Raw genomic sequence first — 16,825 nt, forward strand, 5'->3', positions numbered from 1 at the left:
TTGATGTTACCGTTTTATCGTTGACATGTCAGTATTCTACGTTTAGAATGAATTTATGTGTATCGCTTCATTCTGCACATTGTAAAATCAATTTTTATTCATTTTTTTGACAACAAAATTAAATAGATACGGAGGTGAAACTATGGATATATGGACTTTAGCCTTCGCTATCATAGCTTTAATTGTTGGTGTCGTTGTCGGATATTTATATCGAAAATCGAATCACGAAAAAGAAATAGCTGGTGCCAAAAATACCGCTTCCCAAATTCTTGAAGACGCTCGTAAAGAAGCAGAAACAACGAAAAAAGAAGCTATGTTAGAGGCGAAGGATGAGAACCACAAATACCGCTCTGAAATAGAAGATGAATTGCGTGAAAGACGCGGTGAGGTTCAAAAACAAGAAAATCGATTGATCCAAAGAGAAGAAAATTTGGATAGAAAAGATGCCAGTTTATCGAAACGTGAGCAATCTATCGAGTCAAAAGAGGATAATCTTGTCAAAAGACTAAACGCTTTAGTTTCTGAGGAAAATCGCATTCAAGCATTGGTGGAAGAGCAACAGCATGAACTGGAAAGAATCGCTACATTGTCCCGTGAGGAAGCAAGACACATCATCATGGACGAAACAGAAAATCAACTGTCGCATGAAATTGCGGTCATGATCAGAGAATCTGACCAAAAAGCGAAAGATGAAGCAGATCGTAATGCGAAAAACATTATCCTGCAGGCAATTCAGCGAAGTGCGGCCGATTTGGTTTCGGAAGCAACGGTTTCAGTAGTTACTTTGCCTAACGATGATATGAAGGGCCGGATCATTGGCCGCGAAGGAAGAAACATTCGGACTTTGGAGACCTTGACAGGTATTGACCTGATCATCGACGATACGCCCGAAGCGGTCGTATTGAGCGGATTTGATCCTATCCGAAGAGAAATTGCGAAAATGGCTTTGGAGAAATTAATCCAAGATGGACGTATCCATCCTGCAAGAATTGAGGAAGCAGTTGAGAAAGCCCGTAAGGATATGGATGAGCGCATAAGAGAAATCGGCGAACAAGCAACTTTTGAAGTTGGTATCCATTCTTTGCATCCTGATCTGATTAAAATTTTGGGTCGGCTGCATTTCCGCACTAGTTATGGGCAAAATGTCCTGAATCACAGCATCGAAGTCGCAAAACTTTGCGGTGTAATGGCTGGAGAACTAGGCGAAGACATCAATTTGGCCAAACGTGCAGGGTTATTGCATGATATCGGAAAAGCTCTCGATCATGAAATAGAGGGTTCACACGTTGAAATCGGCTCAGAAATCGCTCAGAAATACAAAGAAAATCCGGTTGTGATCAATGCAATTGCCTCCCATCATGGCGATGTTGAAGCGAACTCAATCATATCAGTATTGGTTGCATCTGCTGATGCTTTATCTGCTGCTCGTCCGGGCGCAAGAAGTGAATCTCTGGAAAACTACATCCGCCGTTTGGAGAAACTGGAAGGAATTGCAAACAGTTTCGAAGGCGTTGCCAGCAGTTTTGCTATCCAAGCGGGCAGAGAAATCCGCGTGATGGTCAAACCAGACCAACTTGACGATTCTCAAGCTATACGTGTAGCTCGTGAGATTAGAAAGAAAATCGAAGAAGAACTAGATTATCCGGGACACATCAAGGTTACGGTTATACGCGAAACAAGAGTAATTGAATATGCCAAATAATGAAAAACCAAACGGGACAGCTTTTTGTCCCGTTTTTTGCTTTTTATGACCATACTGTTTGCTGGACAAGGGCGCAACGGCTTATCGAAACAGTCAAAATATGTTACTATAAAAAGACTAGAATTGAGAGAAGAGGCTGAAGATGAAAGTATTATTTATTGGAGATGTCGTAGGTTCAATCGGCAGACAGATGCTGCAGGATACACTCCCACAACTGAAGAAACATTATCGTCCGCAAGTGACCATCGTAAATGGAGAGAATGCAGCTGGCGGCAGAGGCATAACGGAAAAAATCTATAAAGAATTTTTGCAGACCGGTGTCGATGTCATCACCATGGGGAACCATACGTGGGATAACCGTGACATATTCGAATTCATCGGAACAGCCAACAAGATGATCCGTCCGGCTAATTTCCCGGAAGGGACTCCTGGCATCGGTTGGACGATCATAAAAGTGAATCAATTGAAATTAGCTGTGGTGAACCTGCACGGACGCGTCTTCATGAATAGTCTGGATGATCCTTTCCGAAAAGCGGATGACATCCTTGAGCAGGTCCGCAAAGAAACGAATTGCATCTTTGTCGATTTTCATGCCGAAACAACCAGCGAAAAACAAGCGATGGGCTGGTATTTGGACGGTCGCGTATCGGCTGTGGTCGGCACGCACACGCATGTGCAGACAAATGATGCGCGCATTTTGCCTGACGGGACAGGCTATCTGACAGACGCTGGAATGACCGGGGCTTATGACAGCATTTTGGGTGTCGAAAAAGAAATCATCATCCAGAAATTTCTGACGCAATTGCCGATCCGCCACGAAGTACCTGAAAAAGGCCGAAAACTGCTCTCAGGCTGCTACGTTGAAATCAATGACCAGACCGGCAAATGCGTAAAAATCGAAAACATCGTGATCAATGAAGATCGTCCATTTGGAGGGGAATTCTATTGACCCAAGAACTACCTATCGAAGGTCCGACAGAAGTTGAATTAAATAGTCTGATCGAGATACTGAAAAAAAATGAAGTAATCACCCGTTACCAAGAGGTCAAAGAAAATATAAAAGAGAATCGGGCGCTGGAACAATTGATTGAGGCCATCAAAAGCAAACAAAAAGAAGCCGCGGCTTTTGAACATTATGCTAAGCCAGCAGCGGCTGAAAAAACAGCCGCTGAATTAGCCGACCTCAACAAGCAATTGAAGGACAGCATAGCAGTCCAACAATACCGAGAAGCTTTATGGGATGCCAACGAACTATTGGAGAATGTCATCGGTATCATCCAACGCGGCATCGATGACGCTGTCGAAAAAGATGAAGTATGAGGATTGAAGAGATATATTGATAGAGGTGAAAAAATGCCACAGAAGACTAAAAATACGCCGATGATGGAACAATATCTATCCATAAAAAAACAGTATCCGGATGCGTTTTTATTCTATCGTTTGGGCGATTTCTACGAATTGTTCCACGATGATGCCATGAAGGCCGCAAAATTACTGGAAATAACGCTGACGAGCCGCAACAAAAATGCTGATGAGCCGATTCCGATGTGCGGGGTTCCCTATCACGCAGCGGCGGAATACATCCGGAGACTCGTGGAAATGGGGCACAAGGTCGCCGTTTGCGAACAGATGGAGGATGCCAAGCTGACAAAAGGCATGGTGAGGCGGGAAGTCGTCCGGGTTATTACCCCGGGTACATTTTTGAATGAGAATGGCAGCGAGAACAAGGCAAATAATTACTTGGCAAGTGTCTTTCGAAATGAAGCCGGCGGGTATGCGCTCGGATATGTCGATATCGGGACGGGGGAGCTGAAAGTCACCCTCCTGACCAACGAAGATGGCGTATTCAACGAGCTCCAGACGTTGCCGTTCAAAGAGATTGTCCTGGACGCAAAAACAGCTGAAGTCCTGACGGAAAAGTTGGAAAAACAGTTTGGAATCCTGGTTTCTATCCAGGAGAAGCTGATTCCGGAAACGGATGTCCACGATCTGGTTGGGGAATTGCCGCAACAGTCGGAAAAAGATGTGCTAGTTTTGTTGCTGAGCTATCTTTCGGATACCCAAAAGCGCAGCCTGTCACATCTTCAAAAAGCCGTTGCTTATCAAACCGACGCTTTTCTGAAGATGGATACCTATGCGCGGAGCAACCTCGAGTTGTCCGCATCCATCCGGACGCAGCAGAAGAAAGGCAGCCTGCTGTGGACGCTGGATGAAACAAAAACGGCTATGGGCGGGCGGATGCTGAAACAATGGCTTGAAAAGCCGCTGATCAACCTGAGCGACATACTCGAAAGGCAACGGAAAGTGGAGTCGCTGGTCAACCACTATTTTGAGCGGATGGACATCAACGATGCTTTGACATCGGTGTATGATCTGGAACGTTTGGTCGCCAGAGTATCGCTAGGTAATATCAACGGTCGTGATCTGATCCAGCTGAAAACCTCTCTGCAGCAGATTCCAGGGTTGGTCCAAGCCATCGCAACAATCGATGAACCGGATGTTTGGCAGGATGTCATCGGCAAATTGGAATCTTACCCAGAAATCATCGAACTGATTGAACGGGCAATCACGGATAATCCACCTATCCAAATCACCGAAGGCAACATTATCCGCGATGGCTACCATGAGCAATTGGATCGTTACCGCGATGCGATGAACAATGGGAAACTTTGGATAGCGATGCTGCAGAAAGAGGAAAGAGAAAAGACCGGCATCAAAACGCTGAAAATTGGCTACAACCGCATTTTTGGCTATTACATAGAAGTAACGAAGGCGAACCTTGCGGCGTTGCCAGAAGGTACGTATGAGCGCAAACAGACGCTCGCCAATGCCGAACGATTCGTCACACCTGCATTGAAAGAGAAAGAGACGCTTATTTTGGAGGCGGAGGAAAAGTCTGTCGAATTGGAGCATGAGTTGTTTGTCGCCTTGCGGGAGGAAATAAAAGGATACAGCCGACAGTTGCAGGCGCTTGCCAAATTGGTGGCGGAGATCGATGTCCTGCAGTCGTTCGCTCATGTCAGCGAAGCCTATCATTTTTCCAAGCCCGAGTTGAGCAACAGCGACCGCAATCTGTCCATCAAAGAAGGGCGCCATCCGGTTGTGGAACGCGTCATCGGCAAAGACAAATTTGTGCCCAACAGCATTTCCATGGGTGAGGACAATCATATTCTGCTGATCACCGGGCCGAACATGTCAGGTAAGAGCACCTACATGCGTCAGGTTGCGTTGATTGTCATCCTGGCCCAGATGGGTTGTTTTGTGCCGGCCGAGAAAGCCCATTTGCCGATCTTTGACCAAATATTCACGCGTATTGGTGCGGCTGATGACCTCTATTCCGGGCAGAGTACATTCATGGTCGAAATGGTCGAAACGAACCAAGCATTACGCTTCGCGACCGATAAGAGTTTGATCTTGTTCGACGAAATCGGCAGAGGAACGGCAACGTACGACGGCATGGCATTGGCGGAAGCGATCCTGCGTTACATCAATCGCACCATCAAAGGAAAAACGCTGTTTTCGACGCATTACCATGAATTGACCCAACTCGAAGACGATTTGGCGGGGACAAAGAATGTTCATGTCGGGGCAATCGAAAAAGACGGAGAATTGGTGTTCCTGCATAAACTGATGCAGGGTCCTGCAGACAAAAGTTATGGCCTACATGTAGCCAAGCTAGCCGGAATGCCGCATGAATTGATTGCCGAGGCGCAGGTCATCCTCGACTCATTGAATGAACAGCATGTGCTGCATTCAGGTTCGGACTTGTCTGTTCCGGATGATACAATTGAGCAATTGGCGTTGTTTCAGGAGAGCGCGATGCATCCGAACGAGAAGCACGTTCTCGATGAATTGTCGGACTTGGCGCTGGAGGATTGCACACCGATGCAAGCTATGCTGATGCTGGACAGTTGGAAAAAGTTGCTGAAATCGCAAAAAAGTAGGTGAGTAAGATGGCCAAAATCAGGGAGCTTTCCCAAATATTGACGAACCAAATCGCTGCCGGTGAAGTGATCGAACGGCCGGCATCGGTCGTTAAGGAATTGGTTGAGAACGCAATCGATGCCAACAGTACCCAGATCGATGTTTTCATCGAAGAAGCTGGATTAAAGAAGGTGCAGGTCACCGACAACGGCGATGGCATCGCGGCGGATGAGGTGAAACTTGCCTTTACGCGGCACGCGACCAGCAAAATCTATACGCAGGATGATCTTTTCCGCATCCACTCGCTGGGGTTTCGGGGTGAGGCTTTGCCCAGTATCGCTTCCGTCGCCAAAGTTTCGATCGAAACGGCTGTCGCTGATCAGAGCGGCACCTACTTGTCGATAAAAGGCGGCGTCATCGAGGAAGAAAGGCCGAACAAATCCCGTAAAGGGACGACGATCATCGTCGAAGATCTTTTCTACAACACGCCGGCCCGTTTGAAATACATCCGTTCCCTCCAGACTGAATTGTCGAACATCACCGACATCATGAACCGGATCGCCTTGAGTCATCCGGAGATTGCCTTCCGTTTGCATCATGAAGGCAACCAACTTCTGCACACGGCTGGCAACGGCGATCTGCGCCAGACTATCGCGGGCGTTTACGGGACACTGACCGCCAAGAAGATGAAACTGATCGAGAACGAAAATTTGGACTTCAAAGTGAAGGGCTACATCAGTTTGCCCGACACGACGCGGGCAAGCCGCAACTACATCACCTTGATACTGAACGGGCGTTTCATAAAAAATTACGCCTTGAATAAAGCGATCATCGATGGCTATGGATCCAAGCTGATGGTCGGCAGGTATCCGCTCGCTGTCATTGTGATGGATGCGGATTCCTTGTTGTTGGATGTGAATGTCCATCCTTCGAAAAAAGAAATCAGGATCAGCAAAGAAAAAGAACTCGGAGAATTGATCCAGAGCGCGGTCGCTGCTGTTTTGCGGACCGAAGAACGCATTCCGAGCGGCATCGAAAATCTGAAGTTCAAACGCCCGAGTTCAGCTGAACCGGTCCGGACCGAGCAATTGAGCGTCTCTTTCCGGTCATTCGATCAAGAGGTCGTGCAAGAAACGGAAACGAAGCTGCCGGCGATAAGCGAAAATGAGGATTTCCGGTCTTTGGAGACAGCATGGGACAACGGGCCGGTTCATAATGGAAATTCGCAACGTGAACAAGCTTTTATGGGTTCTGAAGTAGTCGCGCCTTCGGAGGGCCTGCCGCCTACAAGTGAAGAACAAGAAGTTTACGCTGTTCCGTTCACTGATCAACCAACGCAGGACCACGATGAACCGAATGCTCCACATGTATCTATCCATCCAAAAAATCCGGTTGCCCATGAAGAACCGATCATGAAAACCGTTCAGAAAGTCGAAGCGGAGGCAGAGAAGGGACCGGCGGGCAAGCGTCCGTTCCCGGATTTGCACTTTTTCGGCCAGATGCACGGTACTTACCTGTTCGCGCAGAATGAAAACGGCCTCTACATCATCGACCAGCATGCTGCCCAGGAGCGAATCAAATATGAATATTATCGTGAGGAAATCGGCAAGGTTTCCACCGATCTCCAAGGGTTGCTGATCCCGATCATCCTGGATTATCCCGCCAATGAATTCCAGTTGATCCAGGAAAATCGGGAAGAGCTGCAAGCGATGGGCTTGTTCCTCGAACCGTTCGGCCAGAACAGTTTCATCGTTGAAAAACATCCTGCCTGGTTCACACCTGGTGAGGAGGAAGACATTCTGAAGGAACTGGTGGAGATGTTTTTGGCTGAAGGTGATATCTCCATCAAAAAGCTTCGGGAAGCCACTGCCATCATGATGAGTTGCAAGCGCTCGATCAAGGCGAATCATTTCCTAAGCGACAAAGAAGCACGCCAACTATTGATAGATCTTGCCGAAACGGACAATCCTTACAATTGCCCGCACGGTAGACCTGTGTTGATTCAATTCTCCAACCAGGATATGGAGAAAATGTTCAAACGGATCCAAGACCCGCACTGAAAGCGTATCATTTCTTATTTCTGCTTAATTATTGTAAAATCAGGATAGTTAAATAACAGATAGGAGTGGAAAAAATGGTGCAAATCAATGACATTTCCGAAATGATGGGCGAACTGAACAAAGAAAGTTCGATCCAAGCCTTGGGCAGCAAAACGGGCGTTGATGCAAGTATTTTGCCGAAATTGGCTGTTGTTGCAATTCCTTTGATCCTTCGGGCATTAAGCAAAAACGCAGAGTCAAAAGCAGGGAAAGATTCCTTATCAGATGCATTGGAAAAACATAAAGGGCAGACCAAAGACGTATCCTCGATTGAAGATGTGTTCAAGAAGGTCGATACAGATGATGGCGATAAAATATTGGATCATGCCTTCGGGGACAAAGATAAAGTCGTGGATCAGATCGCTGCCCAAACAGGCATCAGCAAATCTGAGGTTGCCAAGGTCTTGGCTTCCATGGCGCCAATGATTCTGGGCATGTTGGCTGACAAAAAGGATGCCGATGGATTGGATGCCGATGGTGTGGCCAAACAGACCGACATTTTCTCCAAACAAGCTGAAGAAACAGCCACAAGCAATTTCGACATTACCGATCTCTTTCCTAAGCAGTCCGGAACGACAACTCCTTCGGCTACGGGCGGATTGGGTGGTATTTTGGGAAGCATTTTGGGGAACCTGTTCTGATCAAAGACTAAATAAACAGATAAAAAGCAGAACAAGACTTTTTTGTTCTGCTTTTTTGCATTTTTTGATATACTGGAGCAATGAAAAGAAAGGGGTCTGATACTAAGATGGACAACAAAGAGGAACTATTGAAGCGCTTGACGCCTTTACAATATGAAGTGACACAGAACGAAGCTACGGAAAGACCTTTTTCCGGCGAGTACGATGATTTTTATGAAAAGGGCATCTATGTGGATGTCGTGAGCGGAGAACCATTGTTCAGTTCTGCAGACAAATATGATGCAGGCTGCGGCTGGCCTTCTTTTGCAAAACCGATTTCCACTCTGAAGGAGCTGGAAGACCGTAAGTTGATGCGCAAACGCACGGAAGTCCGCAGTTCTCAAGCCGACTCACATCTGGGGCATGTTTTTGAGGACGGTCCTGCGGAGTTGGGCGGCTTGCGCTACTGCATCAATTCGGCAGCCATGCGCTTCGTCCCTTACGATCAATTGGATGCGGAAGGCTACTCTGAATACAAACAATTATTCGAATAGTCAGCAAAGATAAGTCCCATGGCTACCGGTCCTGGGACTTTTTGTTGCTTCATGCAGACCAAACGATTGTTCCCACATAAATGGCTGATCGGTTGTCATTTCCGTTCGGTTTTATGTTATGATAGGACCGAATGAAAATCAGGAAATGAAGAGTAGGAGTCAGATGATGTACGAATACATAAAAGGTAAATTAGTCTTTGTGGGACCGCTCTATGTGGTTCTGGAGAATGGTGGCATAGGCTACCAATTGCAGGTTGCGAATCCTTTCCGGTTCTCCGGAAGTTTGAACCAGGATGTGACATTTTACATCTATCAGGCAGTCCGCGAGGATGCAATCACCCTGTTCGGTTTCAAGGACTACACGGAAAAACAGTTGTACTTGAAATTGATCAGCGTCTCTGGGATCGGACCGAAGAGTGGCTTATCGATATTGGCGAGCGATGATCACTTAGGCCTGATCCAAGCGATTGAAACGGATAATGTGGGGTATTTGGTGAAATTTCCTGGTGTAGGCAAAAAAACGGCTGCGCAGATCATCTTGGACTTGAAAGGCAAACTCGGGGAATTGCTGCCGGATACCTATTGGCTGGAAGAGCATCCCGTCCATGAAACCACTCGCGGACAGTCTGCTGTCTTGACGGAAGCCTTGGAAGCATTGACCGGTTTGGGCTATTCGGATCGAGAAGTGAAGAAAATACTGCCGCTATTGGAAAAGGAAAACTATTCCAACACAGAAGAAGTGCTTCGTGCGGCCTTCAAGCTACTTTTAAAAGGGTGATATAGATGACAGCTGAAAACAGAATCGTTTCCGGAAATACGGAAGATCTAACAGAAGATTTGATTGAAAAAACATTACGGCCGCAAATGATGGCGCACTATATCGGCCAAGACAAAGTGAAGAATGAACTGAAAGTTTATATTCAAGCCGCAAAAGCGCGCAGTGAAGCCTTGGATCACGTGCTATTGTACGGGCCGCCCGGATTGGGAAAAACGACATTGGCGATGGTCATTGCCAATGAATTGGATGTCCGGATCCACAGCACGAGCGGACCCGCAATCGAGCGGCCAGGCGATCTGATGGTATTGCTCAATGAACTGGAAGCGGGGGATGTCCTCTTCATCGATGAGATCCATCGCTTGCCGCGGATCGTTGAAGAAGTGCTCTACTCTGCCATGGAGGATTATTATGTGGATATCATCATCGGGCAAGGGCCTACAGCCCACCCAGTCCACTTTACCTTGCCGCCGTTCACACTGGTCGGTGCCACGACAAAAGCCGGCAGTCTGTCGGCTCCCCTGCGCGACCGGTTCGGCATCGTTTCGCGGATGGAATATTACAGCCATGAAGATCTCCAGCAGATTGTCCATCGCTCGTCGGATGTTTTGTCCACGAAAATCGATGAGTCAGGCGCTGTCGAAATCGCTTTGAGATCCAGAGGCACCCCGCGTGTTGCCAACCGGCTGCTCCGGCGTGTGCGCGATTTCGCCCAAGTTTATCGCGATGGACTGATCACGAAGGAAATTGCTGATAAGGCCTTAACCATTTTAAGCGTGGACAATAAAGGGCTTGATGACTTGGACAGGCAAATATTGACGACGATGATCCGTTTCTACAATGGTGGCCCCGTTGGTCTTTCGACGATAGCAGCCAACATTGGTGAAGAAATGGAAACGATAGAGGACATGTACGAACCCTATCTGCTCCAATTGGGTTTCCTGCAGCGCACCCCGCGCGGCAGGGTAGCGACTCCGATGGCATACGACCATTTGGGGATATCGTATGATACAGAAAAATAAGTGAGGTATTTTATCAATGAGGACAAGTGATTTTGATTTTTATTTGCCGGAAGAGCTGATTGCGCAGACACCACTGCTGGATCGGTCATCATCCCGGCTTCTTTCCCTGGACTCCAAGACTGGAGCAATCACGGACAAACATTTCACCGACATGGTGGCGGAACTACAAGAAGGCGATGCGCTGGTGTTGAACAATACACGGGTGCTTCCGGCGCGACTGCATGGCGTCAAACCGGATACGGGCGGGCATATCGAAGTTCTGCTTTTGAACAATATCCAAGGAGACGAGTGGGAAACGCTCGTCAAACCAGGGAAGCGGGTCAAAGTCGGTACAGTCATCTCTTTCGGGGATGGACGCTTGACGGCCGAGGTAACGCAATCGTTGGAACACGGCGGACGCATCTTGAATTTCAAATATGATGGCGTATTTTTGGAGATTTTGGAATCGCTGGGCGAAATGCCGCTGCCGCCATATATAAAGGAAACATTGGACGACCAGGAACGCTATCAGACCGTTTACGCTAAAGAAGTCGGGTCAGCGGCTGCTCCGACAGCCGGACTTCATTTCACGGCTGATTTGCTAGAGGAAGTGGCCAATAAAGGTGTCAAGATTGTCTATCTGACGTTGCATGTGGGTTTGGGGACTTTCCGTCCGGTATCGGTCGATGATATTGCAAGCCATGAAATGCATTCGGAATTCTACCAGCTGACGGACGAGGCAGCGCAAGCGCTGAATCAGGTCCGCTCCAACGGCGGTAAAATAGTGGCGGTTGGTACGACTTCTGTGCGAACACTGGAAACGATCGGCACGAAATTTGATGGGGAAATCAAGGCGGACAGCGGATGGACCAAAATTTTCATTTCGCCAGGCTATTCATTCAAGGTTGTCCAGGGCATCATCACCAATTTCCATTTGCCGAAATCGACCTTGGTCATGCTGGTCAGCGCTTTTGCCGGCAGAGACAACGTCTTAGCTGCTTATGAGTACGCAGTCAAAGAAAAATACCGATTCTTCAGCTTCGGTGACGCCATGTTCATCAAATAGAGAAAAACGGAACGGGTTCGTTCAGCCAAAAAAACCTTCAGGAAATTGATCCCTGAAGGTTTTTTCGATTGTAATGCCGTCTTTATAAAGAATTATCGGTTATTTATGGGAGGCCGTCTTCGGCATCAACGCAGAAACAAGAACTACGATCAGCGCGGTAAAGATACCTGTCATGGTTGCGATCATAAAGTCATAGCTGCCGCCGGATAAGGCGCTACCCAGATAAACAGATACTTGCCCTAAGATAAATCCCCAAAAAATGATTGCAATATATTTCATGTCGTGTACACCTCTTCTCGAAATTCATTTTATCACTTTTTCTGAAGATGACAAGCATTACTTGTCCAACGACTTTTTCGCTTCTTGGATTTGGACGCGTACGCTATAATGATAGTATTGATTAGAAAAAGGAGGCTAGAGACATGTCTTTTGTGCATTTGCAGGTCATCAGTGCCTATTCTCTTTTACAGACGACTACCCGAATAGAGGATTTGGTCCGCAGCGCCAAGACAAAAGGCTATCAGGCCATCGCATTGACGGACCAAAATGTCCTTTATGGTCAAGTCGACTTCTTCAAACTTTGTAAAAAGTATGCTATCCAACCCATTCTGGGCATCCAACTGGATTTGCCCGGAATCATCAGTAAAGATCGCACTTTTCCGCTGGTCTTGTTAGCGAAGGATTTTGAGGGCTACAAAAAGTTGATGGCTTTGTCCACGGTCAGGAATCAGGATGTTCCGGACAAGGAATTGTTTTCTCTTTTGGACGATGATTCAAGCCGCATCATCGCGATTACACCTGGAGAAAAGGGGGAAATCGAAAGCTTTTTGAACGGAAATGATCAGCAAAACGCCAAAGCAGCCAGTTTGGCATGGAAAAAAATCTTCGGTCACGGCAATTTTTATTTGGGTGTTCAGCTCCACGAGAAAATGAAGCCAATCATTCCGCGACTGTTGCTTTTGTCGCAGGAGACAAACATTCCGACAACAGCTATGCATGATGTCAGATATCTGGAGCCGAGTGATAATTTCAGTTGCCGTGTACTGAGGGCGATCGAAGCGAACGAAAAAGTGGATTTGCAATCGGAGACTTTGGATGGCACGTACTACTTGCCGTCCTGCGGAGAAATCGAAAGGAAATTCCGGGAAGCAGATTTGGTCGAGTCGGCTGAAACAACCCAGAAAATTGCCGACGAAATTGAAATCGAGCTGCCGCTGCATCAGTCACTGCTGCCGCGCTACCCGTTGCCTCCCGGAACGACACCCCAAGCATACCTCAGAAGGCTCTGCGAAGAAGGTCTACGTCAGCGGATCACTGCCCCGGATGCAGCGTATGAAAAACGATTGGCATACGAATTGGAAGTCATCCATGAAATGGGCTTCGATGATTACTTCCTTATCGTTTGGGATGTGATGGCGTATGCCCGGAAAGCGAAGATCATGCCGGGAGCTGGTCGGGGTTCTGCTGCCGGTTCGCTCGTCTCATACGTCCTGCGCATCACCCATGTCGATCCAATCAAATACAATCTGCTGTTTGAGCGATTTTTGAACAAGGAACGCTACAATATGCCGGATATCGATCTGGATTTTCCGGATAATCGTAGGGATGATATTCTGCATTATGTCCGGGATAAATACGGTTCGGACCACGTTGCCCAAATAGCCACATTTGGAACGCTGGCGGCAAAAATGTCTTTGCGTGATACTGCACGGGTATTCGGACTCACGGTTGCAGAGGCGCAAGCCTGGTCGAATGCGATCCCGAATCAATTGGGCATCAGTCTGGCGGAGGCAAGGCAGAAGTCAAAAGAATTGCAGAACCTGATCAGCACGAACGATGTGAACCGTTTGTTGTACGAAACAGCTGAAAAGATTGAAGGCGTTCCGCGGCATGTTTCCACTCATGCGGCAGGCGTCGTCATCAGCGACAATCCGTTAAGGGACATTGTGCCTTTGCAGAAAAAAAACAGCGAGCTGTATCTGACGCAATACACGATGGGCAACATCGAAGAAATCGGCCTTCTCAAAATGGACTTCCTTGGGTTGAAAAATCTGACGATACTGAACGATGCGGTGCAGTTGGCCAGCGCGGCATGCAAAGAGAGCATCAACATTTGGGAAATACCGATGGATGATGATCGCACGCTCGAAATATTCCGAAAAGCGGATACGAATGGGGTGTTCCAGTTCGAATCCCCAGGCATAAAAAATGTGTTGCGCAAGCTCGGGCCGGAATCGATCGAAGACATTGCCGCAGTCAATGCGCTTTACCGACCCGGTCCGATGGAACAGATTGATCTTTTCGTTTCGCGGAAAAAAGGGCTGGCCGCAATCGATTATCTCCATCCCGATCTGAAGTCGATCCTCGAGGTAACCTACGGGGTAATGGTCTATCAGGAACAGGTCATGCAGGTGGCTTCACGGATGGCCGGCTTCAGCTTGGGGGAAGCGGATATCCTCAGAAGGGCGATAGGTAAAAAACAAAAATCGGCCATTGATGAAGAAAGAAGACACTTCATTGAAGGTTCGCTGCAGCAAGGGTATTCCGAGCAGACAGCCGAGCAAGTGTACGATTACATCGAGCGTTTCGCCAATTACGGGTTCAACCGTTCGCATTCGGTGGCCTATTCCTTCATAGCCTACCAACTCGCTTATATGAAGGCGCACTTCCCGGAAGCATTTTTTGCCGCTTTGCTGAATTCCGTCAACCAACACTCGGATAAGATGAGGGAATACTTCATCGAACTGAAAAGACGCAACATCAGCATTTCCTATCCGGACATCAACACAAGCAACTGGAAGTTTGCCCTTCAGCAGCAGACGATTCAATTCGGCTTGGGCGGGATCAAGGGCCTCAGACGCGATTTCATCCAGGAAATCATCAAAGAGCGCCAAGCTCACGGGCACTACAAGGATTTCGTGCAATTTTTAAGAAGGATACATCCGAAGTGGCTGAAGAACGAAAATATCACACCGCTCATCTTCAGCGGGGCTTTCGATAGTTTCGGGCATTCGCGTGCGACGCTCTTGCAGTCGCTGCCGGGTATGCTGAACAGCATCGATTACAGCGGGAACAACATCGATCTGTTTTCGATACTGGAACCGAAATATGTCGAAACGGAAGAAATGCCATTATTGGAATTGCTGGATTTGGAAGAAGCCGCGTTGGGCCATTCTTTAAAAGGCCATCCGATCGACCAGTTCGGCAAATTATACAACAATGGTGCTGTTGCGTACGTCACCGAGCTGGCATACGACAAGAAAATGCGCACGATGGGCTTGATCAAAGACATCCGCAGAATCCAGACGAAGAAGGGCGATCCGATGGCTTTCGCAAACTTGACAGACAGTACCGGCGAAATCAGCATCACGATTTTCCCCGAGTACTATATCCGATTCATGAAACTGCTGAAGACAAACCAGTTGCTTGTCGTCGAAGGCAAGCTGGAGCGGTCGAAACAAGCCGACAAAACGAATTTTTTGGTCACGCACATCTGGGATGCCGAAGCTTATCAGGAAATGATGGGTCAAAAAAAGGAAAATGTCTTCATCCGTTTGACGGCGGAAAACAACAAGCCTGAATTGTTCAATAAAATGTATCAGGTGCTGGGGAATCAGCGAGGAGATCATCCTGTTATCCTTTACAATGAAATTACCAAACAAACAATGCGTTTATCAGCAGAAAATTGGGTCGCTATTTCTATTGGATTGCTTGAATCACTGAAGGCTGTTTTTGGAAACGAAAATGTAGCTGTCAAATGAAAATAAAAAGTTGATATCCGTACATTGTTTTCATAAAAGCATAAGCTGCCAAAACGGCTAATCCGTTTTGGATGGATGCATCTGCATCGGATTAGCCGAATACGGGCGGTAGTAATAACAATTTGCCTAAATGTGGCGATATTCCGCACAAGAAGCCATTATTTTTCATTGTTTCTTTTTTAACAATCAAAAAAACGTGAAATTAAAAGACATTTTCATAAAAAGATGATAAGATAGTGAAGGACAAATTCAAAAAATATTTAACGCATGATTTTTTTTGGAAATTGAGAGTTTTTAACTTTATTGATGAGGTGAAGTCTAATGAAACGTATTGCAGTATTAACAAGTGGTGGAGATGCACCAGGAATGAATGCCGCTATTCGTGCCGTTGTGCGCAAAGGCATTTATGACGGTTTGGAAGTATATGGCATCAATTATGGTTATGCAGGTATGGTAGCCGGAGATTTCCGTCGTCTGACGATTGATGATGTCGGAGACACAATCAGCCGTGGGGGTACAATTTTATATTCTGCCCGCTATCCGGAGTTCGCAAAACTTGAAGGACAGCTTAAAGGGATCGAGCAGTTGAAGAAATTCGGCATCGATGGCCTGATCGTAATCGGTGGGGATGGATCTTACCGTGGAGGAGCAGCGCTTACTAAATTAGGGTTCCCGACAATCGGTATCCCAGGAACAATCGACAATGATATTCCGGGTACTGATTACACACTTGGTTTTGATACTGCTATCAATACAGTATTGGAATCTGTGGACAAAATCAGAGATACCGCAACAAGCCATATCCGTACATTCGTTGTTGAAGTAATGGGCAGAAACGCCGGAGACATCGCTTTATGGACCGGTATCGGCAGTGGCGCGGAATCCATCGTCATTCCCGAAAAAGAATTCACAATGGAAGAAGTAGTTGCTGAAATCCAGGAAGGCAGAGCGCGCGGCAAAAAACATACAATCATCATGTTGGCTGAAGGCGTAATGTCAGGGAATGAATTTGCAGAGAAACTTTCCGAATTCGAAGAATTCCACACACGTGTCACTGTTCTGGGCCACGTGCAACGCGGAGGATCCCCTTCAGCGAAAGACCGTGTACTGGGAAGCCTTTTCGGTTACAACGCCGTTAAAATGCTGGAAGAAGGCAAAGGTGGAATCTGCGTAGGCGTCAAGGGTGATGAAGTTGTTTTCAATGATATCATCGATACGCTTGAGAACCAAAAACACTTGCCATTGTTGTCACTTTACCAAATCAACAAAGAAATTTCTTTCTAACGAAAAGTTTACTTACGTTTTACAAAATATAAAATGAGG

At 47.0% G+C, this 16,825-nt stretch carries 13 protein-coding genes; 12 read left to right on the forward strand and 1 reads right to left on the reverse strand.

The genetic code is table 11. The features are described 5' to 3' along the window. Positions 1–142: 142 nt before the first annotated feature. From rny to queA, 10 genes are all read left to right on the forward strand, one after another. A complete protein-coding gene (gene rny, locus ACKPCD_RS08140; RefSeq protein WP_068560578.1) occupies positions 143–1,702 on the forward strand; it encodes a ribonuclease Y in 1,560 nt (519 codons plus the stop codon). A 142-nt stretch (positions 1,703–1,844) separates the two neighbouring features. Beyond that, positions 1,845–2,651: a TIGR00282 family metallophosphoesterase gene (locus ACKPCD_RS08145; protein WP_068560580.1), complete on the forward strand. Its 807-nt coding sequence runs from the start codon at positions 1,845–1,847 to the stop codon at positions 2,649–2,651. Beyond that, positions 2,648–3,022: a YlbF family regulator gene (locus ACKPCD_RS08150; protein ID WP_276647043.1), complete on the forward strand. Its 375-nt coding sequence runs from the start codon at positions 2,648–2,650 to the stop codon at positions 3,020–3,022. The genes ACKPCD_RS08145 and ACKPCD_RS08150 overlap by 4 nt, the downstream gene beginning before the upstream one ends. Positions 3,023–3,055: 33 nt before the next feature. Beyond that, a complete protein-coding gene (gene mutS, locus ACKPCD_RS08155; protein WP_321432909.1) occupies positions 3,056–5,650 on the forward strand; it encodes a DNA mismatch repair protein MutS in 2,595 nt (864 codons plus the stop codon). A gap of 5 nt (positions 5,651–5,655) precedes the next feature. Next, on the forward strand, positions 5,656–7,686 hold the full coding sequence (gene mutL / locus ACKPCD_RS08160) for a DNA mismatch repair endonuclease MutL (protein ID WP_321432910.1): 2,031 nt from the start codon (positions 5,656–5,658) through the stop codon (positions 7,684–7,686). Positions 7,687–7,760: 74 nt separating this feature from the next. Further along, entirely contained in the window at positions 7,761–8,366 is a 606-nt protein-coding gene (locus ACKPCD_RS08165; RefSeq protein ID WP_068560586.1) for a DUF937 domain-containing protein, read from the forward strand. A gap of 107 nt (positions 8,367–8,473) precedes the next feature. Next, on the forward strand, positions 8,474–8,899 hold the full coding sequence (gene msrB, locus ACKPCD_RS08170) for a peptide-methionine (R)-S-oxide reductase MsrB (protein WP_086988660.1): 426 nt from the start codon (positions 8,474–8,476) through the stop codon (positions 8,897–8,899). A 166-nt stretch (positions 8,900–9,065) separates the two neighbouring features. Then, a complete protein-coding gene (ruvA, locus tag ACKPCD_RS08175) occupies positions 9,066–9,677 on the forward strand; it encodes a Holliday junction branch migration protein RuvA (protein WP_086988659.1) in 612 nt (203 codons plus the stop codon). A 5-nt stretch (positions 9,678–9,682) separates the two neighbouring features. Then, complete coding sequence (gene ruvB, locus ACKPCD_RS08180) at positions 9,683–10,696, forward strand: Holliday junction branch migration DNA helicase RuvB (RefSeq protein ID WP_321432911.1); 1,014 nt, start codon at positions 9,683–9,685, stop codon at positions 10,694–10,696. Between the two features lie 16 nt (positions 10,697–10,712). After that, on the forward strand, positions 10,713–11,741 hold the full coding sequence (queA, locus tag ACKPCD_RS08185; RefSeq protein ID WP_288926920.1) for a tRNA preQ1(34) S-adenosylmethionine ribosyltransferase-isomerase QueA: 1,029 nt from the start codon (positions 10,713–10,715) through the stop codon (positions 11,739–11,741). Positions 11,742–11,840: 99 nt separating this feature from the next. Here the strand turns inward: queA and ACKPCD_RS08190 are convergent, their stop codons facing one another. Next, positions 11,841–12,020 (reverse strand): YjzD family protein, encoded by a 180-nt coding sequence (locus ACKPCD_RS08190; protein WP_068560596.1) that lies wholly within the window; start codon positions 12,018–12,020, stop codon positions 11,841–11,843. 143 nt (positions 12,021–12,163) lie between these two features. Here ACKPCD_RS08190 and dnaE point away from each other — a divergent pair, with 143 nt between their 5' ends. Then, complete coding sequence (dnaE, locus tag ACKPCD_RS08195) at positions 12,164–15,502, forward strand: DNA polymerase III subunit alpha (RefSeq protein ID WP_321432912.1); 3,339 nt, start codon at positions 12,164–12,166, stop codon at positions 15,500–15,502. Between the two features lie 321 nt (positions 15,503–15,823). Further along, on the forward strand, positions 15,824–16,786 hold the full coding sequence (gene pfkA, locus ACKPCD_RS08200) for a 6-phosphofructokinase (RefSeq protein WP_086988655.1): 963 nt from the start codon (positions 15,824–15,826) through the stop codon (positions 16,784–16,786). Positions 16,787–16,825: the final 39 nt, after the last annotated feature.

Source organism: Trichococcus flocculiformis (assembly GCF_963662535.1).
GTDB lineage: Bacteria > Bacillota > Bacilli > Lactobacillales > Aerococcaceae > Trichococcus > Trichococcus flocculiformis.

Bases quoted from the DNA above. Each gene is read 5' to 3' on its own strand.
- rny (WP_068560578.1), top strand. From the start codon at position 143: ATGGATATATGGACTTTAGCCTTCGCTATCATAGCTTTAATTGTTGGT.
- ACKPCD_RS08145 (WP_068560580.1), top strand. From the start codon at position 1,845: ATGAAAGTATTATTTATTGGAGATGTCGTAGGTTCAATCGGCAGACAG.
- mutS (WP_321432909.1), top strand. From the start codon at position 3,056: ATGCCACAGAAGACTAAAAATACGCCGATGATGGAACAATATCTATCC.
- mutL (WP_321432910.1), top strand. From the start codon at position 5,656: ATGGCCAAAATCAGGGAGCTTTCCCAAATATTGACGAACCAAATCGCT.
- ACKPCD_RS08165 (WP_068560586.1), top strand. From the start codon at position 7,761: ATGGTGCAAATCAATGACATTTCCGAAATGATGGGCGAACTGAACAAA.
- msrB (WP_086988660.1), top strand. From the start codon at position 8,474: ATGGACAACAAAGAGGAACTATTGAAGCGCTTGACGCCTTTACAATAT.
- ruvA (WP_086988659.1), top strand. From the start codon at position 9,066: ATGTACGAATACATAAAAGGTAAATTAGTCTTTGTGGGACCGCTCTAT.
- ruvB (WP_321432911.1), top strand. From the start codon at position 9,683: ATGACAGCTGAAAACAGAATCGTTTCCGGAAATACGGAAGATCTAACA.
- queA (WP_288926920.1), top strand. From the start codon at position 10,713: ATGAGGACAAGTGATTTTGATTTTTATTTGCCGGAAGAGCTGATTGCG.
- ACKPCD_RS08190 (WP_068560596.1), bottom strand. From the start codon at position 12,020: ATGAAATATATTGCAATCATTTTTTGGGGATTTATCTTAGGGCAAGTA.
- dnaE (WP_321432912.1), top strand. From the start codon at position 12,164: ATGTCTTTTGTGCATTTGCAGGTCATCAGTGCCTATTCTCTTTTACAG.
- pfkA (WP_086988655.1), top strand. From the start codon at position 15,824: ATGAAACGTATTGCAGTATTAACAAGTGGTGGAGATGCACCAGGAATG.